Source organism: Streptomyces sp. Mut1 (genome assembly GCF_030719295.1).
Lineage (GTDB): Bacteria > Actinomycetota > Actinomycetes > Streptomycetales > Streptomycetaceae > Streptomyces > Streptomyces castrisilvae.
The window spans coordinates 4,074,342-4,098,850 of sequence record NZ_CP120997.1 but is presented as its reverse complement, the minus strand read 5'-3'; the positions used below and the strand labels follow the sequence as shown (position 1 = coordinate 4,098,850).

General features: G+C 72.5%; 27 protein-coding genes. 12 read left to right on the top strand and 15 right to left on the bottom strand.

Annotation, left to right across the window (positions count from 1 at the left end):
• Positions 1-45: 45 nt before the first annotated feature.
• The 9 genes from sbnA to P8A18_RS17525 all read right to left on the bottom strand — a co-directional run bounded on the left by sbnA (position 46) and on the right by P8A18_RS17525 (position 9,984).
• Positions 46-1,059, bottom strand: a complete 1,014-nt coding sequence (gene sbnA / locus P8A18_RS17565; protein ID WP_306055776.1) for a 2,3-diaminopropionate biosynthesis protein SbnA — start codon at positions 1,057-1,059, stop codon at positions 46-48.
• Complete coding sequence (locus P8A18_RS17560) at positions 1,056-3,359, bottom strand: lantibiotic dehydratase (protein ID WP_306055774.1); 2,304 nt, start codon at positions 3,357-3,359, stop codon at positions 1,056-1,058. The genes sbnA and P8A18_RS17560 overlap by 4 nt, the downstream gene beginning before the upstream one ends.
• Positions 3,356-4,588 (bottom strand): aminotransferase-like domain-containing protein, encoded by a 1,233-nt coding sequence (locus P8A18_RS17555; RefSeq protein ID WP_306055773.1) that lies wholly within the window; start codon positions 4,586-4,588, stop codon positions 3,356-3,358. The genes P8A18_RS17560 and P8A18_RS17555 overlap by 4 nt, the downstream gene beginning before the upstream one ends.
• Positions 4,589-4,593: 5 nt before the next feature.
• A complete protein-coding gene (locus P8A18_RS17550) occupies positions 4,594-4,848 on the bottom strand; it encodes a phosphopantetheine-binding protein (RefSeq protein WP_018554081.1) in 255 nt (84 codons plus the stop codon).
• The gene (locus P8A18_RS17545; protein WP_306055772.1) at positions 4,829-6,376 is read right to left on the bottom strand and encodes a class I adenylate-forming enzyme family protein; all 1,548 of its coding nucleotides are present in this window, start codon (positions 6,374-6,376) and stop codon (positions 4,829-4,831) included. Before P8A18_RS17545 ends, P8A18_RS17550 begins: the two co-directional genes overlap by 20 nt.
• On the bottom strand, positions 6,363-7,313 hold the full coding sequence (locus P8A18_RS17540) for an ACP S-malonyltransferase (protein ID WP_306055770.1): 951 nt from the start codon (positions 7,311-7,313) through the stop codon (positions 6,363-6,365). Before P8A18_RS17540 ends, P8A18_RS17545 begins: the two co-directional genes overlap by 14 nt.
• An 84-nt stretch (positions 7,314-7,397) precedes the next feature.
• Positions 7,398-8,189 (bottom strand): ABC transporter permease, encoded by a 792-nt coding sequence (locus P8A18_RS17535; RefSeq protein ID WP_306055769.1) that lies wholly within the window; start codon positions 8,187-8,189, stop codon positions 7,398-7,400.
• A complete protein-coding gene (locus P8A18_RS17530) occupies positions 8,186-9,142 on the bottom strand; it encodes an ABC transporter ATP-binding protein (protein ID WP_306055768.1) in 957 nt (318 codons plus the stop codon). Before P8A18_RS17530 ends, P8A18_RS17535 begins: the two co-directional genes overlap by 4 nt.
• A 212-nt stretch (positions 9,143-9,354) precedes the next feature.
• Positions 9,355-9,984, bottom strand: coding sequence for a hypothetical protein (locus P8A18_RS17525; RefSeq protein ID WP_306055767.1), 630 nt, complete (start codon positions 9,982-9,984; stop codon positions 9,355-9,357).
• A 29-nt stretch (positions 9,985-10,013) separates the two neighbouring features.
• On the opposite strand from P8A18_RS17525, the gene P8A18_RS34310 reads away from it, so the two are divergent.
• The 3 genes from P8A18_RS34310 to P8A18_RS17510 all read left to right on the top strand — a co-directional run bounded on the left by P8A18_RS34310 (position 10,014) and on the right by P8A18_RS17510 (position 11,064).
• Positions 10,014-10,430 (top strand): TetR/AcrR family transcriptional regulator C-terminal domain-containing protein, encoded by a 417-nt coding sequence (locus P8A18_RS34310; RefSeq protein WP_371933780.1) that lies wholly within the window; start codon positions 10,014-10,016, stop codon positions 10,428-10,430.
• 77 nt (positions 10,431-10,507) lie between these two features.
• Complete coding sequence (locus P8A18_RS17515) at positions 10,508-10,855, top strand: ArsR/SmtB family transcription factor (RefSeq protein WP_306055764.1); 348 nt, start codon at positions 10,508-10,510, stop codon at positions 10,853-10,855.
• Between the two features lie 38 nt (positions 10,856-10,893).
• Positions 10,894-11,064 carry a DUF6126 family protein gene (locus P8A18_RS17510; RefSeq protein ID WP_306055763.1) on the top strand — a complete coding sequence of 57 codons (171 nt, stop codon included), beginning with the start codon at positions 10,894-10,896 and terminating at the stop codon, positions 11,062-11,064.
• A gap of 40 nt (positions 11,065-11,104) precedes the next feature.
• Here P8A18_RS17510 and P8A18_RS17505 read toward each other — a convergent pair whose 3' ends face one another.
• The 4 genes from P8A18_RS17505 to P8A18_RS17490 all read right to left on the bottom strand — a co-directional run bounded on the left by P8A18_RS17505 (position 11,105) and on the right by P8A18_RS17490 (position 14,239).
• Positions 11,105-11,473, bottom strand: coding sequence for an ArsR/SmtB family transcription factor (locus tag P8A18_RS17505; protein WP_306055761.1), 369 nt, complete (start codon positions 11,471-11,473; stop codon positions 11,105-11,107).
• Between the two features lie 161 nt (positions 11,474-11,634).
• Positions 11,635-12,012, bottom strand: a complete 378-nt coding sequence (locus tag P8A18_RS17500; RefSeq protein WP_306055760.1) for a zinc ribbon domain-containing protein YjdM — start codon at positions 12,010-12,012, stop codon at positions 11,635-11,637.
• Between the two features lie 78 nt (positions 12,013-12,090).
• Positions 12,091-12,519, bottom strand: a complete 429-nt coding sequence (locus P8A18_RS17495; RefSeq protein WP_306055759.1) for an ATP-binding protein — start codon at positions 12,517-12,519, stop codon at positions 12,091-12,093.
• A 79-nt stretch (positions 12,520-12,598) separates the two neighbouring features.
• A complete protein-coding gene (locus P8A18_RS17490) occupies positions 12,599-14,239 on the bottom strand; it encodes a SulP family inorganic anion transporter (protein ID WP_371933779.1) in 1,641 nt (546 codons plus the stop codon).
• A gap of 517 nt (positions 14,240-14,756) precedes the next feature.
• On the opposite strand from P8A18_RS17490, the gene P8A18_RS17485 reads away from it, so the two are divergent.
• Positions 14,757-15,266 carry a SigE family RNA polymerase sigma factor gene (locus P8A18_RS17485; protein ID WP_306055756.1) on the top strand — a complete coding sequence of 170 codons (510 nt, stop codon included), beginning with the start codon at positions 14,757-14,759 and terminating at the stop codon, positions 15,264-15,266.
• A gap of 72 nt (positions 15,267-15,338) precedes the next feature.
• Positions 15,339-16,583, top strand: coding sequence for a hypothetical protein (locus tag P8A18_RS17480; protein ID WP_306055755.1), 1,245 nt, complete (start codon positions 15,339-15,341; stop codon positions 16,581-16,583).
• An 84-nt stretch (positions 16,584-16,667) separates the two neighbouring features.
• Here P8A18_RS17480 and serS read toward each other — a convergent pair whose 3' ends face one another.
• Positions 16,668-17,960: a serine--tRNA ligase gene (gene serS / locus P8A18_RS17475; protein WP_306055754.1), complete on the bottom strand. Its 1,293-nt coding sequence runs from the start codon at positions 17,958-17,960 to the stop codon at positions 16,668-16,670.
• Positions 17,961-18,228: 268 nt separating this feature from the next.
• Between serS and P8A18_RS17470 the strand changes: the two genes are divergently transcribed.
• The 4 genes from P8A18_RS17470 to P8A18_RS17455 all read left to right on the top strand — a co-directional run bounded on the left by P8A18_RS17470 (position 18,229) and on the right by P8A18_RS17455 (position 22,218).
• On the top strand, positions 18,229-20,334 hold the full coding sequence (locus tag P8A18_RS17470; protein WP_306055752.1) for a TerD family protein: 2,106 nt from the start codon (positions 18,229-18,231) through the stop codon (positions 20,332-20,334).
• Positions 20,335-20,444: 110 nt separating this feature from the next.
• Positions 20,445-21,065 carry an HhH-GPD-type base excision DNA repair protein gene (locus P8A18_RS17465; RefSeq protein ID WP_018554065.1) on the top strand — a complete coding sequence of 207 codons (621 nt, stop codon included), beginning with the start codon at positions 20,445-20,447 and terminating at the stop codon, positions 21,063-21,065.
• Positions 21,066-21,193: 128 nt separating this feature from the next.
• Positions 21,194-21,490: a type II toxin-antitoxin system VapB family antitoxin gene (locus P8A18_RS17460; protein ID WP_018554064.1), complete on the top strand. Its 297-nt coding sequence runs from the start codon at positions 21,194-21,196 to the stop codon at positions 21,488-21,490.
• Between the two features lie 134 nt (positions 21,491-21,624).
• Positions 21,625-22,218 (top strand): LytR C-terminal domain-containing protein, encoded by a 594-nt coding sequence (locus P8A18_RS17455; RefSeq protein ID WP_306060967.1) that lies wholly within the window; start codon positions 21,625-21,627, stop codon positions 22,216-22,218.
• Between the two features lie 49 nt (positions 22,219-22,267).
• Here the strand turns inward: P8A18_RS17455 and upp are convergent, their stop codons facing one another.
• Positions 22,268-22,903 (bottom strand): uracil phosphoribosyltransferase, encoded by a 636-nt coding sequence (gene upp / locus P8A18_RS17450; RefSeq protein ID WP_018554062.1) that lies wholly within the window; start codon positions 22,901-22,903, stop codon positions 22,268-22,270.
• Positions 22,904-23,018: 115 nt separating this feature from the next.
• On the opposite strand from upp, the gene P8A18_RS17445 reads away from it, so the two are divergent.
• The 3 genes from P8A18_RS17445 to tadA all read left to right on the top strand — a co-directional run bounded on the left by P8A18_RS17445 (position 23,019) and on the right by tadA (position 24,493).
• Positions 23,019-23,240: a hypothetical protein gene (locus P8A18_RS17445; RefSeq protein ID WP_026250076.1), complete on the top strand. Its 222-nt coding sequence runs from the start codon at positions 23,019-23,021 to the stop codon at positions 23,238-23,240.
• 191 nt (positions 23,241-23,431) lie between these two features.
• Entirely contained in the window at positions 23,432-23,983 is a 552-nt protein-coding gene (locus P8A18_RS17440) for a tRNA adenosine deaminase-associated protein (protein ID WP_306055751.1), read from the top strand.
• A 9-nt stretch (positions 23,984-23,992) separates the two neighbouring features.
• Positions 23,993-24,493 carry a tRNA adenosine(34) deaminase TadA gene (gene tadA / locus P8A18_RS17435; RefSeq protein WP_306055749.1) on the top strand — a complete coding sequence of 167 codons (501 nt, stop codon included), beginning with the start codon at positions 23,993-23,995 and terminating at the stop codon, positions 24,491-24,493.
• Positions 24,494-24,509 lie beyond the last annotated feature (16 nt).

Below are 24,509 nucleotides of genomic sequence, written 5' to 3'. Positions count from 1 at the left end.
GAGAAGACGGACTGGGGGACGCGTGACGCGTCGCGGGCGGGGCGGTCAGCCGAACCGGGACTCGACCCAGGAGTCGCTGTAGATCGTGTCGAGGTAGCGGTCGCCCCCGTCGGGCAGGATCGCGACGCAGGTGGCACCCGGTGTGATCCAGGAGGAGGCGTCCATCAGCGCGGATATGACGGCACCGGACGAACCGCCGGCGAGGATCGACTCCTTCGCCAGCAGGGTGCGGCAGCCGCGCACGCAGTCCAGGTCGGTCACCTTCACCACCCGGTCCGCGAGACCGGGGCGCAGCAGCGCCGGGACGACCGCCGCGCCGTGCCCGGGGATGGTGCGGCGGTGCCGGCGCTCCCAGGACTCGGGCGGGCCGAAGATCACGCTGCCCACCGCGTCCACCGCCACCACCTGGGTGGGCAGGTCCTCGGCGGCGATGTACTCGGCGCAGCCGCGCAGCGTGCCGGTGGTGCCGGCGGCCAGGAAGAGGTGGTCGGGGGCCTGTGACAGCGCTTCGTGGATCTCGCGCATGGTGTGCTGGTGGGCAAGGGCGTTGTACTCGTTGCCGTACTGGTTGGGCCAGTAGGCGTCGGGCACGGTGTTCAGGAGTTCCCGCACCCGCCTGATCCGGGACGGCAGGTACTCGCCGGTCTCCGGGTCGCGGTCCACGATCTCGACCGTCGCCCCGTACGCCCGCATGATCGCGGTGTTCTGGGCGGTGGTGCGCGGGTCGGCGACGCAGATCAGGTCGAGCCGGTAGAAGTTGCAGAGCTGCGCCAGGGCGATGCCCAGGTTGCCGGACGAGGACTCCACGACGGTGGAGATGCCCGGCATCAGCACCCCGGTGGACAGGGCGTGTTCGATCATGGAGCGGGCGGCGCGGTCCTTGATGGAGCCGCCCGGGTTGAACCGCTCGCACTTGCCGTAGACCTGGAAGAGCGCGGGCGGGAAGAGACGGTCGAGGGCGACCAGCGGGGTGGCGCCGATCGTCGCGATGATGTCCGGATCGCGAGGACGGGCCGCGGTGGCGGCGCGGGCCGTCGCGTCGGAGGGGGCCACGGTCATTCCGGTACCTTTCTGCTGATCTGGAGCCGGAGTTCGCTGACGTAGCGCTCGCCCTCGGCCCCCGTGAGCCAGGAGTCCCGGGGATGCGGCAGCGGCTCGCTGAGGATCACGGTGGCGTCCTCGTCGAGGCGCCGGGTGCGGCGGACGAGGTTGGCGAAGGAGAGCACGAGGGTGGGGCTGGTGAAGTCGACCAGGGACGGCTTGGTCTCCTGGGGGAACTTCACGAAGGCCTGGTCGGGCAGCCCGCCCGCGCGCAGCCAGCGCCGTACGGCCAGGTAGTCGCCCGCCCGGTCGGGCTTGGCGGCGAGCAGGATCTCCCCGGCCGGCACCCGCCAGGTCTCCCGGAACAGGACGAGCCCGTCGAGGCTGACGCGCGGGGCGTGCGGCTGGTCGAGCCCGATCTTGAAGGCGTCCGCGGCGATGATCGACACCGGGACGGCGAGCAGTTCGGCCATGCTCCACTCGCGCCCGTCGGGCGTGGTGGCGGTGACCGCGCCGTCCCGCTCGGCCAGGGTGGTCGCGGCGGCCGGGTCGATCCGGGACCGGTCGTCGAACGGCGCCCGGGTGAACCCGATGAGCCGGTCGCCCTCGCCGATGGGCGCGGGCACCATCCGGCCGCTGTTGCGCTTCCAGTCGACCGGGAGCAGCGGCACCAGACGGGGCGCGCCGATCGCCGTGTTCACCTTGTCGCGCAGGGAGCCGGCGTCACTGGTCCAGTCGAGGAACGGCAGGTCGCAGGTGGCGAGGCAGGCGTGCAGTTCGCCGAGGACGACGGTCAGGTCCCCGTCCGGCTCCCGGACCACCTGGAGGTCGGGGCTGTGCAGGGCGAGATGGGGCGAGCGGACGGGTCCGGTGGCGAAGACGGCGCGCGCCCGCCGCTCGATGTCGTCCACCCGCAGCGCGACCGGCTCCGTGCCGGCCGGATCGAGGTCGAGGACCTCACGCCACTTGCGGGCGAGTTCCGTCGTCGCGGTGTGCACCGGCCGGGCGGCGTCGCCGCCCCAGAACAGGCCGAGCACCTGTGGCCACACGTCGGCGAGGGTGACGGGGGAGCGCCGCTGCGCGGCGGCCCGGACGAACCCGGCCAGCTCCGCCTCGACCAGCTCCACCAGGCGGTTGCCGAACCAGTCCGCCGCGTCGGCCACCAGGGCCAGCGGCCGGGCGATCCCGTCCAGGAAGCCGGTGCCGACCTCGACCCGGCAGTCGCGCACCGCGTCCTGGTAGCAGAGGGTGCGTCCGGCGTACGCCTTGCCCTCGTCGCGGGACGCGTCGAGTCCGGTCGTCCGCACGAAGTAGGCGTCCAACTCGTCCAGGCGGGCGGCGAGTTCGTCGGAGCCGGTGGCGGCGTCGATGGCCTCGCGGTGCCGGTCGAGTCCGGTGAGGACGGTCTCGAAGCGGACGAACAGCTCGGGGTCGGCGACGGCGGCGACCCGCCGGCGCAGGATCCGCTCGGCGCGCACGTCGACCGGGATGTTGGCGTCCCAGGTCAGCACGCGCTGCTTGAGCAGCCGGGTCAGGATCTTCTCGACGCGGGGGCGTGCCCCCTCGGCGTCCCAGCCGTCCTCGCGGACCAGGGCCTCGGTGATCGCCGCTCCGTTGCGCTCCCCATCCGCGTGGCGGAGGACCTGCCGGTCCTCCGGGCGCAGCCGCGTCACGCGTCCGCCCGGCAGCAGCAGCCGGTCGCCGTCGAGGTGGACGTCGGGGCGCGGCAGCGGCGGGAACCACCAGCGGGCGCCGGGCTGGGCGACCATCCAGTCCGCGACCGCGGCCAGTGCCCAGCGTTCGAAGTACGTACGGCTGCGCGCGACCAGCCGCTCGCCGTGGTCCACCGCGAGGCCCCCGGGCGCGCGCCCGACGGACATCCAGGCGGCCGGACCGAAGAATCCGATGGTCTCGGCCTTGGCGCAGTAGCGCAGCCAGTACATGGCCAGGGTGCGCTCCCGCTGCTTGCGCTTGGACTCCTTGCCCGTGCCGGCGGCGAGCGCGTCGAGAACGCGGTAGACGGTGCGGTTCTGCCAGGCGATGGCCGTGCGGACCTTCTCGTCACCGGCGAGGACGGCCAGGCGACGCGTTTCGGCCGCGCTGTCGGCGAGGTAGGCGGCGGTGAAGGCGTCCGCGTCCCCCCGGTCGGCCGCGGCGGCGGCCGCCGGCCCGCCGAGCAGGTCGAGCCCCGAGGCGGGGAAGCCCGCGCTGCGCAGCAGTCCGACGCCCCACATGTACCACTCGCTGTCGCCGAGGCGCCGGGTGGGCCGGAAGTCGGCCCAGTCGTGCTCGCGCAGCGCTTCACGGGTGCTGGTCACGCGGCCCGCCTCCCGGGGTCCGCGTCGAGGTCCGCGCCGGCAGCGCTTCCGGTGCCGGCCTCCGCGCCTCGCAGCGCCGCGGCGAGCCGGGCGACGCCCTCGGGGATGCGCTTGCGCGGGACGTTGCTGAAGCAGAGCCGCAGCCTGTCGCCGCACTCCCCGTCGAGCCCGAAGTGGCTGCCGGGGACGAAGGAGACGCCCCGCTCGGCCGCGGCGTGCGCGAAGCGGCCGGTGTCGGCGCCGCCCTCGTGCCGCAGCCACAGGTAGAAGCCGCCTTCCGGCCGCTGCCACCGCCAGGGGCCCTCGGTCCCCAGCTCCGCCTCCAGCGCGTCGGCCATCAGACCGCACCGCTCCCGGTAGCGCTCGCGGTAGGCGTCGATCAGGCTGTCCCAGCCACCGCGGGCGTGGAACGCGGCGAGCGCGGCCTGGGCGAACGCCGACGGCGACAGCGCCATCACCTCGGTCGTACGGCGCAGCCGCTCAGCGACCGGCTCGGGCGCGGCGATCCAGCCGCAGCGCAGCCCGGGGGCGAAGACCTTGGAGAAGGTGCCGAGGTAGACGACGTTCTCCGGGTCGATGCCCTGGAGGGCGGGGACCGTGGTGCCGTCGAAGCCGAGCAGCCCGTAGGGGTTGTCCTCGACGATCAGCAGGCCCAGTTCCCTTGCCGCGTCCGCCAGTTGGTGGCGGCGCTCGACGGACAGGGTGGCGCCCGTGGGGTTCTGGAAGGTCGGGTTGCAGTACAGCATCCGTACCTGCTGCCCGTCGGCCCGCAGCCGGGCCACGGTCTCCCGCAGCCCCTGCGGGTCGAGCCCTTCGGCGTCCTCGGGAGCCCCGTGCAGCCGCAGTCCCGCCGTACGGAAGGCGGTGGCCGCGCCCGGGTAGGCGGGGGTCTGGCACAGTACGGTCTCCCCCGGTGAGGCGAGGCCGAGGCCCAGGGCCAGCAGCCCCATCTGCGATCCGGCGGTGGGCACCAGGTTCGCGGCGCCGGTGCTGCCGCCCTCGCGGGCCATCAGGTCGGTGATGGCGGGGACGAGGGCCTTGGCCACGTGCGGGGTGCTGTACTGGAGCGCGATCCGGCCGCCGATCCGGGTCAGCCGGGCGAACTGCTCGGAGAGTTCCTTCAGGGGCAGCAGGTCGAGGTCCGGCAGGCCGCCGGCGAACGAGATCAGGTCACCGCCCCGTTCGAAGAGCTGCGGCATCTCGGGCGAGGGTCTTACATCGGTCCACATGGCGGTCAGCTCCCCGACAACGCGTTCGCGCCGCTCGCCAGCTGCTCGTGCACGAGCCCGAGCAGGCCGGCCGACGAGGTGAGCGAGAGGTCGGCAAGCGCGTCGGGGTCCAGCTCGATGTCGAATCTGTCCTCGACCGCCATCACCAGGGCGACGGTGTGGAGCGAGTCCACACCGAGGTCCACGAGCGGCACTTCGGAGCTGGTGACCTGCACGGCGCATATCTCTTCTACGAGCTGGTCAAACTGCGACTGGTCCATGGGAGCTCCCTGTGAGTGCGGCGGGGACGGTGGTGGCAGCCGTGGGAGCGGCTGCGGAGGGCGCGGTGCCGGCCCCGGCGTGGAGCAGCAGGGCGACGGCGGCGCGGTCGGGCTTGCCGTTGGCGGTCAGCGGCATGGTGTCGAGCGGGACGATTCCGTCGGGGCGACGGGCCGGGTCCAGCCGGCGGACGAGAGCCGCGCGGACCTCGTGCGGGGCGAGATCCGTCTGCACGGCGAGCAGCAGCGGGGCGTCCTCGTCCGCGGGGCGCGGGGCGACGGCGGCGTACACGCCGGGGATGCGCTCGGCGGCGAGTTCGATCTCCGACAGGCCCATGCGCACACCGCGCCGTTTGATCACGTCGTCGTCGCGGCCGACGAAGTACAGCAGGCCGTCGGCGTCGAGCCGGCCCTGATCGCCGGTGCGCAGCTCCAGGGAGCCGTCGTCACGGCGCACGTACCGGCTCTGCCGCTCCAGCGGCACGCCCCAGTACCCGGCCATCACGGTCTCGCCCCGGACGACGATCTCGCCGACCTCGCCCGGCGGCAGGGTGTCCCCGTCCGGGCCGGCTATCCGTACCCGGACTCCGGGGATGGCGCGGCCCACCGAGTCGGGGTGCCGTTCGTAGAGCGCCGGGTCCAGGACCGAGATGCGCTTGCACTCGGTCATCCCGTACATCGAGGCGAACACGGAGCCCGGGAAGGCGTCGAGCAGTTCGCGCATCACGGCGGGGCTGGGCCGGGCACCGGTGTTGGTGAACAGCCGGACCCCGGTGGCCCGGCGCAGCTTCTTCTGCAAGAGGCCGAGGATCTGCGCGAGCGAGGGCACCAGCGGGATGACGGTGACGCCGTGGCGTTCGATCGCCCGGATCAGCCCGACGTCGCCGCCCCGGCTGGTGAGCACCAGGGCCGAGCCGGCCAGCGTGCACAGCAGGGCCTGGTAGAGGCCGTAGTCGAAGGAGAGCGGCAGCCGGCACAGCACCACGTCGTCGGCGCGGTAGCCGAGCCCCGCGTTGACGGCGCGGACCGCGGCGAGGATCTGCCGGTGCGGGCAGACGACGCCCTTGGGGCGGCCGGTGGTGCCGGAGGTGTAGATCAGCAGGGCGACGTCGTCCTCGGCGACCTCGGCGGCGGTGTGGTCGGCGGGCGTGTGCGCGATCTCCCGCGCGGCCCGCTCCACCTCCACGGTCTTCCGGGCGGAGTCACCCGCGCCCGGCGGGCAGACGGCGAGAGCGGCCGTGCAGTCCCGCACGATGTGGTCGATCTGGCTGTCCGTGAGGTCGGGGTGCACCGGTACGAACACCGCTCCGATGCGGAGCGCGGCCCACAGGAGGGCGAGGAAGGTGCGGTCGCCGCCACCGGCGTAGACGACGCGCTCACCCGGGCCCACTCCCTGACCGCGCAGCCAGCCGGCGGCCCGGTCGGTCTCGGTGCCCAGCTCGGCGTAGGTCAGTGGTCCTGTGGCGTCGACGAGGGCGAGGTTCCCGGGGCGCTCGGCGCGGGCGCGGGCGAACAGCTCAGACACCGGCATGGACGAGGTCCTCCTTCCAGGCGAGGGCGGCACCGATCCGGGTGCGCGCCTTGTCGAGGTCGCGGGGGGTGGTGACGCAGATGACGGCCAGCGCGGGAAGCCGGCGCTTGAAGATGCCCGCGAGGGTGCGGGCGGGCGGCAGACAGACCGTCACCTCGGGTGCGATCCGGCCGAGCGACTCCATGCACAGGTCCCAGCGCACCGGCTTGACCACCTGCTCGACCAGGCGGCGGCGGATGTCGTCCGGTTCGCGGACGACCGAACCGTCGGCGTTCGACAGGAGGGCCCCGGTCGGCCGCCGGAACGGGGTCCGCTCGGCCGCCTCGGCGACGGCCCGGCGTGCGGACTCCATGTACGGGGTGTGGAAGGCGCCGGCGACCTGGAGCGGTTTGACCGTGGCGGAGCGCGGCGGGGCGGCGACGAGCCGCTCCAGGTCCTCCGTGGCCCCGGCCGCGACGATCTGTCCCGGGCCGTTGAACGTGGCCGCGTGCAGGCCGAGTTCACCGATGCGTTCGAGTACGTCGGCCTCCTCGCCGCCGACCACGGCCGCCATCGAGGTGGGGACCTCGGCACAGGCCGCTGCCATCGCCCGGCCGCGCACCGCGGCCAGCCGCACGGCGTCGGCGGGGGTGAGCGCTCCGGCGTACACCGCGGCGGCCAGCTCCCCGACCGAGTGCCCGGCGGCCACCAGCGGGCCGTCCGGCTCGGCCATGCTGAGCGCCTCATGGGCGAGCAGCCCGGCGGCGACCAGCAGCGGCTGGGTGTTCTCGGTACGGGCGATCTCCGCGGCCGGCGCCTTGCCGCCGAGGTGCACGAGGTCCACATCGGCGGCCTCGGACCAGGCGCGCAGCCGCTCGGCGTACACCGGGTCGCGCAGCCAGCCGGCCAGCATGCCCGGGGTCTGGGAGCCCTGCCCCGGCACAACGAATGCGTACATGAGTTCGAATCTCCTTTCGTAGAGCTGTCGTTGACCGGTGCGGGGCCCGGTGTCGTGCCGTGCGGGGCGGCGCCGGCGCGGGTCTCAGTTGCGGCCGGTGCTCTTGCGGAAGCGGCGTACGGCCATGAAGGAGAAGGCCGCGAACCAGGCGACGGTGTTGACGACCGCCATCGCGAGGCTGGAGTGCTCACCGCTGAACGAGTAGCCCTCGGTCAGGCTGTAGCGGGCGAGCGTGGAGACGCCGAACATCGGCGAGTAGCGGGAGATCTCCAGCATGGTGCCGGAGAGCGGGATGAAGAGGTTGCCGAGGAAGGCGAGCGCGGTCATGGTCAGGCCCGGCATGTGCATCACGGTGTCGGGCTTGAGAGCGAGCCCCAGCGTGATGCCGAGGGCGGCGAAGACGGCCGCGCCGAGCCAGGCCACCAGCAGGGACGTCACCCACACCGTGGACGTGGCCTCCACCCCGGTGAACACACCGAGCACCCCCACGACGGCCACCGGCACCGCCGCCATGATCACGGAGGACAGCACCTTGACGAAGAGGTAGCCGGGAGGCGCCAGCGGGCTGAGCGCCATGGTGCGCATCCAGCCGGACGCCTTCTCCACGGAGATGGTGGCCGCCGAGCTGACCGCCGCGGTCGCCGCTCCGTACACGGCGATGCCGGTCATCATCCAGGCGGCGAAGTTGCCGTGCGGGAGGGTGGCGTTGTCGGGTTCGGTACGGAACAGCGCCAGATAGAGGACGGCCGGCAGCAGCAGCGTGAAGATCGTGGTCTGCCGGTTGAAGCGGCGGCGCAGTTCGTAGCCGATGAAGACGGGGTTGACGCCGCTGAACGGCGAGGTCCGCACCTCGTGGGTGGCCGAGGCGGAGCTCATCGGGTGCCCCCTTCGGTACGGCTGTGGTGGGTGAGGGTCATGAAGGCCTCTTCGAGGCTGCGCGGGGTGACCTCGATGTCGGTGGCGGATGTCTGCTCGATCAGCAGGCGCAGCAGCGCGTCGGAGTCGGTGGTGTCGAAGTGGTACCGCCCGCCGCGCGGCTCGCACGAGCGGACCAGCGGGGACTGGGCGAGGGCGGCCGCGCTCTGCTCGGCGATCCGCGCCGACACGGTGCGCCCGCTGAGAGCGGACCGCACGTCGGACACCTGGCCGTCGACGACGACACGGCCGCTGTCGATCATCACCACCCGGTCGGCGAACCGGTCCGCCTCCTCCATGTAGTGGGTGGCGAACATGACCGTCATGCCGCGCTCCGCGTCCTCACGGACCGTGGCCCAGAAGTCCCGGCGGGCGACGACGTCCATGCCGGCCGTCGGCTCGTCGAGCACCAGCAGCTCGGGCCCGGAGAGCAGGGCGAGGGCGAACCGCAGCCGCTGCTGCTCGCCGCCGGAGCACTCCGCGACGCGGCGGCGGCGCAGCTGGTCGAGTCCGGCCCGGGACAGCACCGCGTCGATGTCGGCGCGGGGGTGCAGCGAGCCCAGCATCCGTACGGTGGCCTCGACGCTCAGGTCGGGCAGCAGCCCGCCCGTCTGGAGGACCGCGGCGACCTGCCCGGAACGCACCGCCTGCCGGGGTTCGCGTCCGAACAGCCGCACCGAGCCCTCGTCGGGCCGCGTCAGCCCGAGAAGCATGTCGATGGTGGTCGTCTTGCCTGCGCCGTTCGGTCCGAGGAAGGCCACGATCTCACCCCGCCGGATGCGCAAGTCGATGCCGTCGACGGCGGTGAACCGCTCTCCCTTGGAATCGGTGAACCGCTTCACGACAGAGCTGAGCCTTACGGCATCCGAGGACGTCACCTCCTCGGGCACCGGGCGCGGTCGGGTTTGGATCATCTTCGAGTCCTCACGATCTGGGCGGGGGCGGCCTGGCAGAGGCCACTCTTCCCGGACCGCCTATCCGCCCCTGCCCGCCGTTCTATCCGGCCGCTATCGGAACGCGGAGGCGCCGGATAGCCGCTCGGACCGCCGGCCACGGGGGGCATCCGGCACCCGGACGTACCGGGCATCCGGGGCGCCACCCGGCGCCGGAGCGCGCGCGTCGCGGTTCAGACCGTACGGCCGGCCGCCGGGCGGGCCACCCGGCTGCGCACCGCCCACACCACCGCGCCGAGGGCGAAGCCGTAGACGGCCACCAGGCCGTGGCCGTTGTCCTGGGCCAGCCACATCGCGAGGCCGAGCGCCGGGACTCCGGCCGCCAGGGCGACTTCCTTGGGCAGGCGGGTGCGGGTGAGGAGGGCGAGGGCGAGGGTGGCGCCCAGGAAGTAGGTGGCGCCGGAGCTGCCCGCGAAGTTGCGGGGGTCGGCACTGGGGCCGTCGCCGAAGCCGAGCAGGGCGTCCAGGCGGCCGGGCAGCAGGATGCCGGCGAGGAAGAAGGTGAGGGTGAGCGGGCCGCCCCAGTACCACTGGGCGAGCGCGGCGACGGCGGCCAGGGTGAGGAGGTTCCACAGACCGCCGAAGAGGCCGCCGTTCTGCATGAACACTGAGGTGAACTCGCGCCACCAGCCGGACTCGGCCGGGTCGGCGTCCAGAGCGTCCATGGCACCGGACCAGAGCAGCTGGAGCAGGACACCGCCGACGGCGATCGCGGTCAGGCCGATCGCCGCCCAGGGCAACGGCCGCGTACGCAGGGTGTCGCGGCCGGCCACGCCGAGTCCGCAGTTGACCATCATGACCATCAGCGCCCACCGCCACCTGGCAGGACCGCATCGCGGCCCAGGCCACCGCCCTGCGCCTGAGCATCAAGCAGCACCCCGGCGGTGCCCAGCTCCTCGCCGAGAGCCCCGGCACGCTCAGCACCGGCGCCCTCTCCCTGATGGAACGCCTGCTGCGCACCCTCCTCGACGCCGGCCTGCCCGCCGGCCACTGCGCCATCGCCGCCGACACCCTGCTCAGCCACATCACCGGTTTCGTGCTCCAGGAGCAGAACCAGCCCGCCGCGCCACCGCCCGTCACCGCCCGTCACCGCCGAGCGCTACGCCGAACTGTGCGAGCGGTTCCCCCTGCTCATGAACCCGTCCATGCCGCGCCCGAGCCAGGACGAGAAGTTCACGCGGAGCGTCCGTCTGCTCAGCACCGGCTTCGCGACCCCCGGCTGACGGACGCGGCGAGCCGCGTCGTCTAGACTTGACGAGTTCTGCAATTCGTCAGTTGCCGAGTTGACCAACTGGGCGGGATGAAGACGAGGTGGGCGTGAGCGCGGTGGCAGTGCCTCTGTACCAGGCGAAGGCGGAGTTCTTCCGGATGCTCGGGCATCCGGTCCGAATCCGGGTGCTGGAGCTGCTTCAGGACGGGCCCATGCCGGTGCGTGACCTGCTCGCCGCGATCGGGATCGAGCCCTCGAACCTCTCCCAGCAGCTCGCGGTTCTGCGCCGCTCCGGGATCGTGTCCTCCACCCGGGAGAGTTCCACCGTCGTGTACCAGCTGGCGGGCGGGGACGTGGCCGAGCTGATGCGGGCCGCCCGGAAGGTTCTGACCGTGATGCTGGCGGGGCAGCAGGACTTGTTGGCCCATCTGCACGGTTCCGACATCGAAACGTCCGCGCCGTGATGCGGGGGCGCCGGAAGAACGACGACGAAGGGCTCGGCGTGAGCGACGACGGTCAGGATTCGGCCGCCTCCCAGGACCGGGGGCGGGAGACCGAGGCGTGGAAGGAGAAGGGCGTCGTCCTGCGGGCGTCCATCTACATCTTCGGCACGCATCTCTTCGCGGGATTCGTCTGGGTGCTGTTCTACGTGGGCGGGCACGCCGACAAGTAGCCGACGGGCGCGCGGGCGGGAGAGGGGCCCCCGCCGCCGTTCACCGGGGTGACTGCCCGTGCCGCTCGGGCGCGGTGCCGGGTTCGGCGGCCCGGAGGTCGGCCAGCAGTTCGGCCTGGCCCGACAGCACGCCGGACAGGATGGTCCGCGCCACCCGCAGCAACTCCGCCACCTGCGGATTGGTCAGCCGGTAGTAGACGGCGGAGCCCTCGCGGCGGGGGACGACCAGGTTGGCCCGGCGCAGAACGGCGAGCTGCTGGGAGAGATGGGCCGCTTCGACGCCGATCTCGGACAGCATCTCGGAGACGGCGTGCTCGCGCAGGCTGAGGAGTTCCAGTACGCGGATGCGTACGGGGTGGCCGAGGGTTTTGAAGAACTCCGCTTTCAGCTGGTACAGCGGGGCGCTCACCGGCCGGCCCCCGCTCCGCGCCGGTCCGCCGGCCGGCCCGGTCGCCGGACGGTCGTGGGCGTGCGGGTACCGCGCATCACATCCCCCTCAGAACTCTTCACCATGGGAACATCATCGCGCCCCCGTGCGGAGGCCGTGCCCCCGGGAATCGCCACGTCCGGTCAGGCCTTCCTGACCACGCTCGACTTCAGCTGCATGGGGCCGAACCCCTCGACCCTGCAGTCGATGTCGTGCCCGTCCACACCGTCCACCAGCCGGATGTTGCGCACCTTGGTGCCGGCCTTGATACCGCTCGGACTGCCCTTGACCTTCAGGGTTCTGGTCACCGTGACCGTGTCGCCGTCGGCGAGTACGTTACCCACCGCGTCCCGGATCACCCCGTCGTCCCCGGCACCGCCCGCGGGTTCGGCGGACGTGGCGGCCGACCACTCGTGGCCGCACTCGGGGCAGACCAGGAGCGCGCCCATCTCGTAGGTGTACACGCCGGAGCACTCCGGGCACGGCGGCAGAGTCTCGTTCACGTCGCTGATGTCGGCCATGGTGATTCCTTGCTCGATGGTTCGTGTGCGGTTCATTCGTCTGTCGCGGCTGCTGTCCCGGCCCGGTGCGCGGACCGCTCACAGCGGGAGGGTGATCCAGATGCTCTTCCCCTTGCCGTCCGCGTCGCCCCGGGTGACGGCGGTGCCGCCGAGGCCGAGGGTGAGTTCCAGGACGGTGCCCAGCCCCCCGCCGCTCGTATGCGTGATCGTCGAGAAGAGCGGGGGCTGATACGGGTGCCGGTCGTGCACGGCGAACGCGAACGTGTCGGGGCCGGCCGCGTAGATCACGGTCACGTTCGGCGAGAGCACGGCGGCGTGCCGGACGCTGTTGGTGACCAGCTCGGACAGGATCAGCAGCGCCGGACCGATCGTGGGGTGAAGCCTGCTGACGCCCCACTCGGCCAGGACCTGTTCGGTGGTCTCACGCGCGATCCGTACCGCCGAGCCCAGCGTGGGCAGGGTCAGTACGTGCCGCAGCGGAAGAGCCTCTCGTCGCGTGCCGCTCACCGGGCGGCCCCGGTGCCGAGCGGCCGCGGTACCCCGGTGCCGGGCAGCCCGGTCGTACGGCGGGGAACGAGGGTGGGCATCAGGGAACCTCTTCGTTGACGGGGGCGGCGGGGAGGAGCCCGGCCCGGTGGAGGTGGGCGCGGGCGCCGGCGATCGCCTCCGGGGTGGTGGCGTACTCGCGGCCCTCCCGGCGCAGCAGGTCCAGCGCGCCGACCGACGCGAGGGCGCGCCGCTGGCCGGGGCGGATGCCGGAGGTCAGTACGGCGATGCCCCGCCGGTTCAGCTTCTCCACGGCGTCCTTGAGGACCAGGGCCCCGGTGGCGTCCATCGTCGTGATCCGGGACATCCGAAGGATCACCACGCGGACGTCGGCGACCTCGGACAGCTCCAGGAGGAAGCGGTGGGCGCCGGCGAAGAACACCGGCCCGTCGATGCGGTAGGCGACGATGTGCTCGGCCAGCAGCGCGTGCTCCTCCTCGCTGTGCTCGCCCGGCAGGTCGGCCGTGAAGTCGACCTGGTCCATGCGCGCGTGGCGGGCGACCGCCCGCAGCGCCAGGGCGCCGGCGACGACCAGGCCGATGACGACCGCGTAGACGAGGTCGAGGGCGAGCGTGGCCACGGCGGTCAGCACCAGCACGATCGCGTCCGAGCGGGTCGCCCGGACCATCGCCCGCAGCGCGCCGACCTCGACCATGCGGATCGCGGTGGCCAGCAGTACCCCGGCGAGCGCGGCCAGCGGGATCTTCGAGACGAGCGGGGCGGCGGCGAACACGATCGCCGCGAGGACGGCGGCGTGGGTCAGGGAGGCCAGGCGGGAGCCCGCGCCGCTGCGCACGTTGACGGCGGTACGGGCGATGGCCGCGGTGGCGGGCACACCGCCGAACAGCGGGGCGGCCAGGTTGGCGATGCCCTGCCCGAACAGCTCCTTGTCCGGGTCGTGCTTCTGGCCCACCGTCATGCCGTCCGCGACCGTGGCCGAAAGCAGCGACTCCAGGGCCGCGAGCGCGGCGACCGCCACGGCCGGGGCGAGCAGCGAGCTCAGCGCGGACAGGTCGAGGAAGCCGAGCGACGGCGCGGGCAGCCCGGACGGCAGGTCGCCGATCGGGGGCGCCGCGTCCAGGTGGAAGAGCTGGGCGGCCAGCGTCGCGGCGACGACGCCGACGATCGAGAACGGGACGGTGGGCCGCCACCGGGTCCCGAGCAGCATCACGGCCGCCACGGACAGGGCCAGGGCCGCGGCGGTCCAGTTCGGGGTCCGTACGAACTCCGCCACGGCCCGCCAGGTCACCGCCAGGACCGCCTCGCCCTCGGGTTTGGCGACCCCGAGGGCGTTCGGGACCTGTTGCAGGCCGATCACGCACGCGATGCCGAGGGTGAAGCCCTCCACCACCGGCGCCGGGATGTACCGCATGTACCGGCCGGCCTTCAGCAGGGCCAGCGCGATGAGCAGCACACCGGCCATCAGCCCGACCGTCAGCACCCCGCCCGGCCCGTACCGCGCGACGATCGGCACCAGCACCACCGTCATCGCGCCGGTCGGCCCGGACACCTGGAGGTTGGAGCCGCCGAAGAGCGCCGCGAGCGCACCGGCCACGACGGCGGTCGCCAGTCCGGCCTCGGCGCCCAGGCCGGAGGAGACCCCGAAGCCGAGCGCGAGCGGCAGCGCCACGATCGCCACGGTGAGGCCGGCGAGCAGGTCGCGGCGCGGGTTGCGGGCCATGACGGCGAAGTCCGCGCGGGCGGGCAGCAGGGACCGCGCCCGGCCCCAGGACCGGGCAAGCAGCACGTTCACCGGACCGAGACCTCGGCTTCCCGCGGTTCGGGGAACAGGCGGGCGGACCACTCGTTCCGCCGCGCCGCCGGTACGTCACGGACCGGCGTCCGGTCCCCCCGCGACCGCCCCGCGACCCGTATCCGCACGGGGCGCCCAAGCATCCGGAAGAACTCGGCCTCGGCCTGACACAGCACAACCGGCACGGTCACGGACCCCCTTCGCCACCCCGTCGGACACGGGCTTCACTCGACGCCGCGCCCGCGGGTCCCGCACGACCGCGGCACAGCCGTGCCAGCAGCATGTAATGAATTGCTGAATTTCGCAATTCGCAGATTTGTTGCACCGCCGTGGCGTCCCGCCCCGCGCCCCGCCCCGCGCCCCGGTTCACGCCGGACCGCGGCCGGGATGAAACATTTCCCGGCCGCCGCCGCATCTAGAAGGGTGTGGTGAAAGGGGGTGGCGGATGAGGCAGTCCGAGGAGGGTGTCTTCCGCGAGTTCGCGGAGGCACGCATGGGGCCGCTGTTTCGTTCGGCGTGTCTGCTGACCGGCGGGGACACACACTTCGCCGAGGACCTGGTGCAGGACACGCTCGGGCGGATGTACGCGGTGTGGGGGCGCGTGACACGGCTCGGCAATCCGGCGGCGTACGCGCAGACCGTGCTCGTACGGTGCTACCTCGGGCACAGGCGGCGCAGGTCCGCGGGGGAACGGCCGAGTGACACGCTGCCGGACCGGGCGGACCGTGACCCGGGGGACTCGGCGCTGCGCATGACTCTTCTCGACGCGCTGCGGGGGCTGCCGCCCAAGGACCGGGCCGTGATCGTGCTCCGTTACTGGGAGGACCGGTCGGTGACCGAGACCGCGGACGCGCTGCACGTCAGCTCGGCGGCCGTACGCACGCGCAGCACCCGGGCGCTCGCCCGGCTCCGTGAGCAACTCGGCAGCAGCATCGGTGAACTGACGGCGCGCTGAGCACGCCCTCGCACCTTTCGTCGCTCTTCACTCTTTTCTCACTCTTCAAACAGGACGGTGGTGGTGGTCGGCATGTCCGAAAACAGGGCTCAGCAGGACCGGGACGCCTTCGAGGACGGGCTCGTCGAGGCGATGAAGCAGGCCGGGGAGGGGTTCTCCCCGGCGGGCCGGCCCCTCGTGGACGGCGGGGTCGTGCGCGGGCGGCGCCGGCGCGTGATGCGGCGCGGCGCGATGGTGAGCGGAAGCGTCGCGGCGCTGGCCCTGATCGGGCTCGGCGGGTCGTACGTCACCGGGGGGATCGGCGCCTCGAAGGACGACGGCAACAAGGTGGCCGTCGGCACGCGGACGAAGGCGTCCGGGGGGTCCTCCGCCAAGAACAAGGTGTTCGGGGCCCTTCAGGGGCTGCTGCCCGAGGCGAAGCTCACCGAGCAGGGGGACGGCGGCTCCGTCCCGCCCGAGGAGCGCGCGGGCGCCTCCGTCGTGTACGACGACGGGCACGGGAAGGCCGCCGTTTCGGTGAACCTCGAACGGCAGTACCCCGGCCAGGAGCCGCAGGAGGGCGACATGGTCTGCCCCGACAAGAACCTGACGCAGTTCGAGTCCTGCTCCGCCACCTCGCTGGACGACGGCTCGCGCCTCGTGCTGTTCAAGGGCTGGGAGTACCCGGACCGCCGCGAGGAGACCAAGTGGTGGTACGCGGACCTGCTGACGCCCGAGGGCTACCGGATCTCGGTGTACGAGTGGAACGCGCCCGCGGAGAAGGGCGAGCCGGTCAGCCGGTCCACCCCGCCGCTGTCCCTGGACCGGCTGAAGACCCTGGTGCGGTCCGATGCGTGGCTGCCGGTCCTCCGGGCCCTGCCCGAGCCCGATGAGCCGCCTCAGGCACAGCCCCCGCAGGGCATGAGCGGCGACAAGATCCTGAGCAAGCTGACCGCGCAGCTCCCCGGGCGCCTGTCGGTGAAGGCCTCCGGGAAGCAGGAGACGGAGTACGCGTACCTCGTGGTCGACGACGGCCGGGGCAGGAGCTTCGTGCAGATCAACGTCCAGCCGGGGATGGAGGCGAGCGACGTCTCCGGCGCCGACGTGAAGGTCCTGGCCGACGGTACGAGGGTCTCCACCCGGCAGGGGCCGGGCGAGAAGGGCGGCGCCGGCGTGGTGGTGTCGGAGGTCGACACGGTCCGCCCCGACGGTCTGCGCGTGGTGATCTCCGCCTTCAACTCGGCGAGCCAGAGCGAGGCCGCCACCCGCGAGGCCCCCGCCCTGACCCTCGCCGAGCTGGAGAAGATCGCCACGAGCGAGGTGTGGCTGAGCAGCTGAGCGGGTGGGCCGCGCCCCGGCGTACGGGGCACGGCCGCTTCCCGGTGTACGGAGCAGGCTCTGCGGCCTGCTCCGTACACCGCGTTACGCCTCCGGTGTCCCGTCGGCGGCGATACGGCGGAAGCCGAGGTACGGCGCCAGAGCCTCCGGCAGGACCAGGGAGCCGTCCTCCTGCTGGCACTGCTCCAGGAGGGCGGCCAGGGTGCGGCCGATGGGGAGGCCGGAGCCGTTGAGGGTGGCGACGAGCTTCGGCTTGCCGTCCTCGCCCCGGGTGCGGATGTTGGCGCGGCGGGCCTGGAAGGTGCCGAAGTCGGAGACCGAGGAGATCTCGCGGTAGGTGTTCTGGCTCGGGATCCAGACCTCGATGTCGTACGTGAGGCGGGCGGAGAAGCCCGTGTCGCCGGCCGCGAGGGTGACGACGCGGTAGGCGAGGCCGAGTTCCCTCAGGCAGGCCTCGGCGTGCCCGACCATGTTCTCCAGTTCGGCGCCGGCTCGCTCCGGGTCGACGATCCGCACCATCTCGACCTTGGAGAACTGGTGCTGCCGGATCAGCCCCCGGGTGTCCCGGCCGTACGAGCCGGCCTCGGACCGGAAGCACGGAGTGTGCGCGGTGAGGGCCAGGGGCAGTTCGGCGGGCGGGATGATCTCGTCGGCGTAGAGGTTGGTCAGCGGGACCTCGGCCGTGGGGATCAGGAACAGCTCACGGTCGGCCACCCCCGTCCTGAACAGGTCCTCCTCGAACTTCGGGAGCTGTCCGGTGCCGGTCATGGTCCTGCGGGTGACCAGGTACGGGACGGCGTGCTCGACGTACCCGTGGCGGCGGGTGTGCAGGTCGAGGAAGAGGGTCGCCAGGGCGCGTTCCAGGGCCGCGCCCGCGCCGCGCGTGACCGCGAAGCGGGGGCCGGACAGCTTGGTCGCCCGAGCGAAGTCGAGGATGCCGGTGGCCTCGCCGATGTCGACGTGGTCCTTCGGCTCGAAGGAGAACACGGGCGGCGTGCCCACGCGCCTGACCTCGACCGCGTCCTCGTCGGTGGAGCCGTCCGGGGCCGCGTCGGACGGGAGGTTCGGGATGCTGAGGAGGAGGTCGCGCAACTGCTCCACCACCTGCTCCTGCCCGGCCTCGATCGCCCGGATCTCGTCCTTCAGCTCGCGGGCCCGCTCCTTCAGCTTGGTGATGTCACCGCCCTGCCTGGCCGTCTGCTGGACCTCGCTCGCCACCCGCTTCGACTCCGCCCGCAGCTCGTCGGCCGAGCGGATGTTCTGGTTCCGCCGGGACTGGAGGTCCTCCAGCGCGGCCAGGTCCAGCGAGTAACCGCGACGAGCGAGCCGACGAACCGCTTCGGCACCCATGTCAATCAGGGCGCGGGCATCATGCATCAGGGAGATCCTTCTGTTCCGGCGAGTGGGGTCGGTGGGTTGCGGAACCGACGGTAGCAATCGCCGTACCACGCGCGGTCCCGAATATCGGCGGGACGGGAACGCCCGACGCGTGCGGGGCGCATTCGGAGTTCACGATTCCTTCACTTGCCGTCCATGCGGGCGATACGGTTCTCCCGTGTGCGGCGAGTTGCGCTGTGTCACGGATCAACTTTGCTGCCGTTGCCAGGGCGGGGACCCGACGCGGCCGCGCGTCTGGGGGGACAGCATGCGAGAGATGACCAAGGGCGCCAACGTCGGGCTGGCGGACCTGAGCGACGACGCCGGTTCGGTCGTCGTCGGCCTGAGCTGGAGCAGCACCGCCGGGGACGGCGACGCGGACGTGTCCGTGCTCCTGCTGGACGGCAACGGCAAGGTGCGCGGCGACGCCGATTTCTTCTACTACAACAATCCGGCCGCCGCCGACGGCAGCGTGCAGTTGCTCGGCAAGACGCCGACCGACAGCGGCAGCGAGGACCGCATAGGCCTCGACCTGACCGCCGTCCCCGAGGACGTCGAACGCCTGGTCGTCGCCGCGAGCCGGTACGGCGGCTCCCGCTTCGGCGAGCTGGACGACCTGCGGATGACCGTCGCCGACCGTTCGGGCGAGGCGCTGCTCGGCTTCTCGATCACCGACGCCTCGGTGGAGAGCGCCTTCATCTTCGGCGAGCTGTACCGGCGCGGTACGGAGTGGAAGTACCGGGCCATCGGCCAGGGGTACGAGACCGGCCTCGCGGGGCTCGCCACCGACTTCGGCATCGATGTGGACGACGAGGGCGAGGCGGAGGGCGCCACGAACGGCGAGGAAGCCGCCGGCGCCACGGACACGGACCTCCCCGCCGCGGAGCGGCCCGAGGCACCCGTACCGCCGTCGGCCCCCGCCGTACCCGCGCAGCAGACGCGGGAAGCGCAGGAAACGCGGCCGGCCGCGCCTGCCGCGCCCAAGCGGGCGCGTGGGCCCCGCACCGCGAAGAAGAAGGTGACGCTGCCGGCCGTCGCCACGAAGTCGCTCGCCGAGAACGACGCCTGGCGGGCCGCGCGGCTGTTCCCCGCCTCGAACCTCAAGAGCGACAAGGAGCGGGAGGTACGGGCGACCTCCGTGCTGTTGTCGGTGATGGCGCAGGTGCCGGAGTTCGGCCGCCGGCTGACCGCCGCGTTCGGGGCGCCCGCCGGGCGCATGCAGACCTTCACCGAGGTCTCGCTCCCGCACGGCGAGACCCCCAAACGCCCCGACGGGGTGATCCGGGTGGAGCGGGCGGGGAAGCTGTGGACGGCCCTCGTGGAGACGAAGACCAACGGGAACGCCCTGAGGACGGAGCAGGTCCAGAACTACATGGACATCGCCGCGCGCCGGGGCTACGAGGCCGTGATCACGCTGTCCAACGACGTGGCCCTGGAGGGCAGCCCGCTGGTCGAGGTCAAGACCGACGGGCGGCGCAAGCACAAGGTCGCGCTGCGGCACCTGTCCTGGGCCGAGGTCGCGCACCAGGCGCAGATGCTGATCCGGCACGAGGGCGTCGGCAACGCCGCACACGCCTGGCTCCTCCAGGAGCTCCTGCACTACCTCCAGCACGAGAACTCCGGCTGCCACGGCTTCCAGAACATGGGCCCGTCCTGGGTGCCCGTGCGCAACGGCATCGACGAGGAGACCCTCAGCCAGGGCGACCCGCGTGCGGTGGAGGTCGTGGAGAGCTGGGAGCGGCTCATCCGGCAGGTCTGTCTGCGCCTCGGCGGTGAGCTGGGCCAGAAGGCGCTGCCGGTCCAGCGCACCCAGCGCGGCTCCACGGCCCTCTCGCGGCGGGCGGCGCTCGCCGACCGGCTGTGCGAGGAGGGGCGCCTCGCCGCCGAGCTGCGCGTCGACGGCTCGCCCGGCACGATCACGATCGTCGCCGACCTGCGGACCGGGAAGCTGCGCACCTCGGTGGAGATCCCGGTGCCCGAGGGGGCCTACCCGCTGACGTCGGCCAAGCGTCTGATGCGGCAGCTGGCGGAGGCGCCCGCCGATCTGCACGTCGAGACGCTGGTCGAGGGCCAGAGCGGGCCGCGCGGCACGCTGGAGCGCCTCCGTCCGGAACCGGGCGACGTGCTCCCCCGGGACGGCAGCCGGATCACGGGATTCCGGCTCTCCCTGTTCAAGGGCATGGGCGCCACGCGCGGCAACGCCGAGTCCGGTTTCATCCGCAGTGTCGACAACGCCGTGGACCGCTTTCACTCGCATGTGATCGCCCACCTCGCGCAGGCCGACCGCCGCACCACCCGCCGGGCACCGGCCACCGAGCCGGCCCCGGACCCGGCCACGGAGGCGGCGACGGACCGGACACCCGTGCGGACCTGAACGCCCGTCGCCGGCCGAGGGTGACCGGCACAGCGGCAAACGGCTGCAAACCGGTCCGTCGGCGGTGGTTGTGCTGGCCGTCGCCTCCCGTGCTCGCCATGATTCGGCCCATGACCAACAGCGACGCAGGCCGAGACATCACCCTCCGGATCGCCCAGGAGCCGGCGGCGGACAAGCTTCTCGCACGCAGTCCGCTCGCCGCCCTGGTGGGCATGCTGCTGGATCAGCAAGTGCCGATGGAGTGGGCGTTCGCCGGGCCGTACGCCCTCGCGCAGCGCATGGGAAAGGACGATCTGGACGCGCACGAGATCGCCACGTACGCCCCGGAGGCGTTCACCGAACTGTTCACCACCAAACCCGCGCTGCACCGCTACCCCGGCTCGATGGCCAAGCGGGTGCAACAGCTGTGCCAGTTCCTGGTGGCGCAGTACGACGGTGACGCGGCGGCGGTGTGGCGCGACGCCGCGACCGGGGCGGAGCTGCGCAGGCGCCTCAACGCGCTGCCCGGGTTCGGCACGCAGAAGGCGCAGATCTTCCTCGCCCTGCTGGGCAAGCAGTTCGGTGTCCGGCCGCCGGGCTGGCGGGAGGCGGCGGGGCCGTACGGGGAGGAGGGCTCGCACCGGTCGGTCGCCGACATCACCGGACCGGAGTCGCTCGCCGAGGTCCGCGCGTACAAGCAGGAGGCCAAACAGGCCGCCAAGGCCGCGAAGGCGGCGGCGAAGATCCGGTGAGCGACGGCCCGCCCCTCCCCGCAATTCCGGAATGCGGTCCTATATGCCGTTGTTGTGTGGCGTCGCTGCCCGCAGTGCGGTGGCGCCCATGGCTGCGGGCGGTGGCCCTTGCCCGGTAGGCTTTCCGTGTGATCTTCAAGCGCATCGGAAATGGGCAGCCTTATCCCGCCCACGGCCGGGAAAGCACCCGGCAGTGGGCGGACGTCGCGCCGCGCCCGGTCCGCCTGGACCAGCTCGTGACCACCAAGGGCCAGCTGGACCTCGAAACCCTCCTCGCCGAGGACTCCACGTTCTACGGCGACCTGTTCGCGCACGTCGTGAAGTGGCAGGGCGACCTCTATCTGGAGGACGGGCTGCACCGCGCGGTCCGTGCCGCGCTCCAGCAGCGCCAGGTGCTGCACGCCCGCGTGCTCGAACTCGGTTAGCACACGCGCCCGGCCCGTACGGGGTTCGTTCGGGTGTTTTCCCACCCGGACGGGTGCGATCGATTGATCATTTAGTAGGCATCATCACCGGGTCGCACTACGCTGCGCCCATGAGCATGCTCACTCCCCCAGGCATGGGCGGAAAGTACCGCATCACGGGTGACAAGTACCCCCGTATGCGGCGCCCCCGCCGCCGCAGCAGACTGGTCCTCGCCGCCATCGCCTCCGTGGTCGCCCTCGGGCTGGCCGGATGGGGCACGCTGCAGCTCATCGATGTCTTCACGGGCGGCGACAAGACGGCCAGCGCCGCCGATCGCACGCAGTGCCCGTCGCCGAAGCCCTCGGCGCCCGCCAAGGTGCTGCCGCGGCCCGCGAAGATCACGGTCAACGTCTACAACGCGACCCCGCGCAGCGGTCTCGCCAAGGCGGCCGCCGATGAGCTGAAGAAGCGCGGTTTCAAGATCGGCGAGGTGGGGAACGCCACCGCCGCCTACGACAAGAAGGTCCCGGGGCCAGGACTCCTGCTGGGCGCCCCGGCCGCCGTCGACGGATCGTTCCCGGTGCTCGGGACCCAGTTGCCGGGGGCCCTGACCAAGACCGACACCCGGAAGAACGGGGAGGTCGACCTGATCATCGGGACGCAGTTCAAGGCGTTCAGCAAGCCGCAGGCCGCCGCCTCCGCGCTGACCGCCCTGACGAAGCCGGCCCCGGCGCCGTCCTCCTGCTGAGGACACCGCCGGGGCGCGGCCCGGGTGGATCAAATGGGACCTGCGGGACCTAGTCGGCGGTGCCGTACATGCGGTCGCCCGCGTCGCCGAGGCCCGGCACGATGTAGCCGTTCTCGTTGAGCCGCTCGTCGACCGAGGCGGTGACCACGGTCACCGGGGTCCCGGCGAGCTCGCGCTCCATCACCTCGACGCCCTCGGGGGCCGCGAGGAGCACGACCGCGGTGACGTCGTCCGCACCGCGCTTGATCAGCTCCCGGATGGCCGCGACGAGCGTGCCGCCCGTGGCCAGCATCGGGTCCAGGACGTACACCTGGCGGCCGGAGAGGTCGTCCGGCATCCGGCTCGCGTAGGTGGACGCCTGGAGCGTCTCCTCGTCGCGGATCATGCCGAGGAAGCCCACCTCGGCGGTCGGCAGCAGCCGGACCATGCCGTCGAGCATGCCGAGACCGGCCCGCAGGATCGGCACGACCAGGGGGCGGGGGTGCGACAGCTTCACGCCGGTGGTGGGTGTCACCGGGGTCTCGATGTCGACCTGTTCAGTGCGCACATCGCGGGTGGCCTCGTACGCGAGCAGGGTCACCAGCTCGTCGGCGAGGCGCCGGAAGGTCGGGGAGTCGGTGCGCTTGTCGCGCAGGGTGGTGAGTTTGTGCGCGACCAGCGGGTGGTCGACGACGTGGATCCGCATGACTCCACAGTAGCCGCGGCTCCCGTACCCGTGCGCTGGCATCATCCGCACGTTCGGAGGGAAGGTGGTGGCGTACGGACCCAGCGACGTAGCCAGCCTTGGGGGTGACGAGCCGATGGCCGACGGGACGCAGAGCGCCGAGGAGCCGGGCAGGGCCTCCGGGGACACGCCGGACGCGCCGGACGAGCCGGAGACCGACGCACAGCGCCGCCGGCGACGCGCCCAGTTCCTCCGCGAGCTCCATGAGGCGAAGGCGCTGCGCGACCGGGTCCAGCCACGCCGTGTCAAAGCCGCCCGAATGCGCCAGGCGATGCGGATGCGCACGTTCCGCTGGTAGCCCTCCGGCCTGCGGAAAACCCCCTGGTGACGGTGGCCGGGAGAACTGATGGCCGACTCAACGGCCGAACTGCTCTCGCGAGGCCATGGTTTCTGCCACGATTCCGATGGGCGGGACACAGGGGCAGCCGGACCACCGACTGCCCTCCCGCCGGACCGGCCCTTGGCCCCGAGACCAGTGGGAGAGTCACGGTGTACTTCGCCGCACTGCTCGCGCGCACCGAAGACGGGTGGGAAGCGAGCGACACGGAGCTCGACGATGTGGAGACCTTGTCCGACCTGACGGATCTGGCCCGTGAGGCCTCGGTCGACGAGGACACGGTGCTCGTATTCATCGAGCAGGAGGACGCCTGGTTCGGCGTCGTCCGGGTCGATGGTGAGGAGGACCCCCGGATCTACATCTCGGACGCCTCCGCCGCCTCACGCTCCTCGTACGGGGAGATCCTGCTCACCGATGAGCTGCTCGGCCGCGAACCAGGGGCCGAGGACACGATCGCCGCCCTTGAGGAGCTCGTCGGCCTCGACGGTACGGAGGACGGCGAGCCGCACACTGCCGACAACAACAACGATGACGACGAGGACGGGCCGGGCGCCGGTGTCGTCCCGGCCGGTCCGGTCGGTGACACCGGAGTGCTGTCCGACCTCGGGCTCCCCGAGGCCGAGCTGCTGATGCTGCGGACGGACGCCCTGGCGGAGATCGCGGACGCGCTGGGAGCGGCCGAGGTCCTGGAGACCGTCCGTTAGGGTCCGCGGGTGACCGAAGCACCCCACCCGTACGACCCGAACCACCCGCACGATCCGGTGCGGGACCCGTGGCGGGCGGCCATGCGCCGCGCCCTGGCCGAGGCGGACCACGCGGCGGCGACCGGTGACGTACCGGTCGGCGCCGTCGTCCTCGGCCCGGACGGGGCGCCGCTCTCCACGGGCCACAACGAACGCGAGGCGACCGGCGACCCGACCGCGCACGCCGAGGTCCTGGCGCTGCGCCGGGCCGCCGCCGCGCTCGGTGAATGGCGGCTGTCCGGCTGCACCCTGGTCGTCACCCTGGAGCCCTGCACGATGTGCGCGGGCGCCCTGGTGCAGGCCCGGGTGGGACGGGTGGTCTACGGGGCGCGGGACGAGAAGGCGGGCGCCGCCGGCTCGCTCTGGGACCTCGTGCGCGACCGGCGCCTCAACCACCGGCCCGAGGTGATCCCCGGCGTCCTGGAAGCCGACTGCGCGGCCCTGCTGACGGCCTTCTTCCGCGACCGCTGACCTGCCCCGGGCCGTC

Excerpts from the sequence above, each read along its gene's own strand:
- sbnA (WP_306055776.1), bottom strand. The coding sequence starts at position 1,059 with ATGACCGTGGCCCCCTCCGACGCGACGGCCCGCGCCGCCACCGCGGCC.
- P8A18_RS17555 (WP_306055773.1), bottom strand. The coding sequence starts at position 4,588 with ATGTGGACCGATGTAAGACCCTCGCCCGAGATGCCGCAGCTCTTCGAA.
- P8A18_RS17550 (WP_018554081.1), bottom strand. The coding sequence starts at position 4,848 with ATGGACCAGTCGCAGTTTGACCAGCTCGTAGAAGAGATATGCGCCGTG.
- P8A18_RS17545 (WP_306055772.1), bottom strand. The coding sequence starts at position 6,376 with ATGCCGGTGTCTGAGCTGTTCGCCCGCGCCCGCGCCGAGCGCCCCGGG.
- P8A18_RS17540 (WP_306055770.1), bottom strand. The coding sequence starts at position 7,313 with ATGTACGCATTCGTTGTGCCGGGGCAGGGCTCCCAGACCCCGGGCATG.
- P8A18_RS17535 (WP_306055769.1), bottom strand. The coding sequence starts at position 8,189 with ATGAGCTCCGCCTCGGCCACCCACGAGGTGCGGACCTCGCCGTTCAGC.
- P8A18_RS17530 (WP_306055768.1), bottom strand. The coding sequence starts at position 9,142 with ATGATCCAAACCCGACCGCGCCCGGTGCCCGAGGAGGTGACGTCCTCG.
- P8A18_RS17525 (WP_306055767.1), bottom strand. The coding sequence starts at position 9,984 with ATGGTCATGATGGTCAACTGCGGACTCGGCGTGGCCGGCCGCGACACC.
- P8A18_RS17500 (WP_306055760.1), bottom strand. The coding sequence starts at position 12,012 with ATGGCCGACATCAGCGACGTGAACGAGACTCTGCCGCCGTGCCCGGAG.
- P8A18_RS17490 (WP_371933779.1), bottom strand. The coding sequence starts at position 14,239 with ATGGCCCGCAACCCGCGCCGCGACCTGCTCGCCGGCCTCACCGTGGCG.
- P8A18_RS17485 (WP_306055756.1), top strand. The coding sequence starts at position 14,757 with ATGAGGCAGTCCGAGGAGGGTGTCTTCCGCGAGTTCGCGGAGGCACGC.
- P8A18_RS17480 (WP_306055755.1), top strand. The coding sequence starts at position 15,339 with ATGTCCGAAAACAGGGCTCAGCAGGACCGGGACGCCTTCGAGGACGGG.
- serS (WP_306055754.1), bottom strand. The coding sequence starts at position 17,960 with ATGCATGATGCCCGCGCCCTGATTGACATGGGTGCCGAAGCGGTTCGT.
- P8A18_RS17470 (WP_306055752.1), top strand. The coding sequence starts at position 18,229 with ATGCGAGAGATGACCAAGGGCGCCAACGTCGGGCTGGCGGACCTGAGC.
- P8A18_RS17465 (WP_018554065.1), top strand. The coding sequence starts at position 20,445 with ATGACCAACAGCGACGCAGGCCGAGACATCACCCTCCGGATCGCCCAG.
- P8A18_RS17455 (WP_306060967.1), top strand. The coding sequence starts at position 21,625 with ATGGGCGGAAAGTACCGCATCACGGGTGACAAGTACCCCCGTATGCGG.
- upp (WP_018554062.1), bottom strand. The coding sequence starts at position 22,903 with ATGCGGATCCACGTCGTCGACCACCCGCTGGTCGCGCACAAACTCACC.
- P8A18_RS17445 (WP_026250076.1), top strand. The coding sequence starts at position 23,019 with ATGGCCGACGGGACGCAGAGCGCCGAGGAGCCGGGCAGGGCCTCCGGG.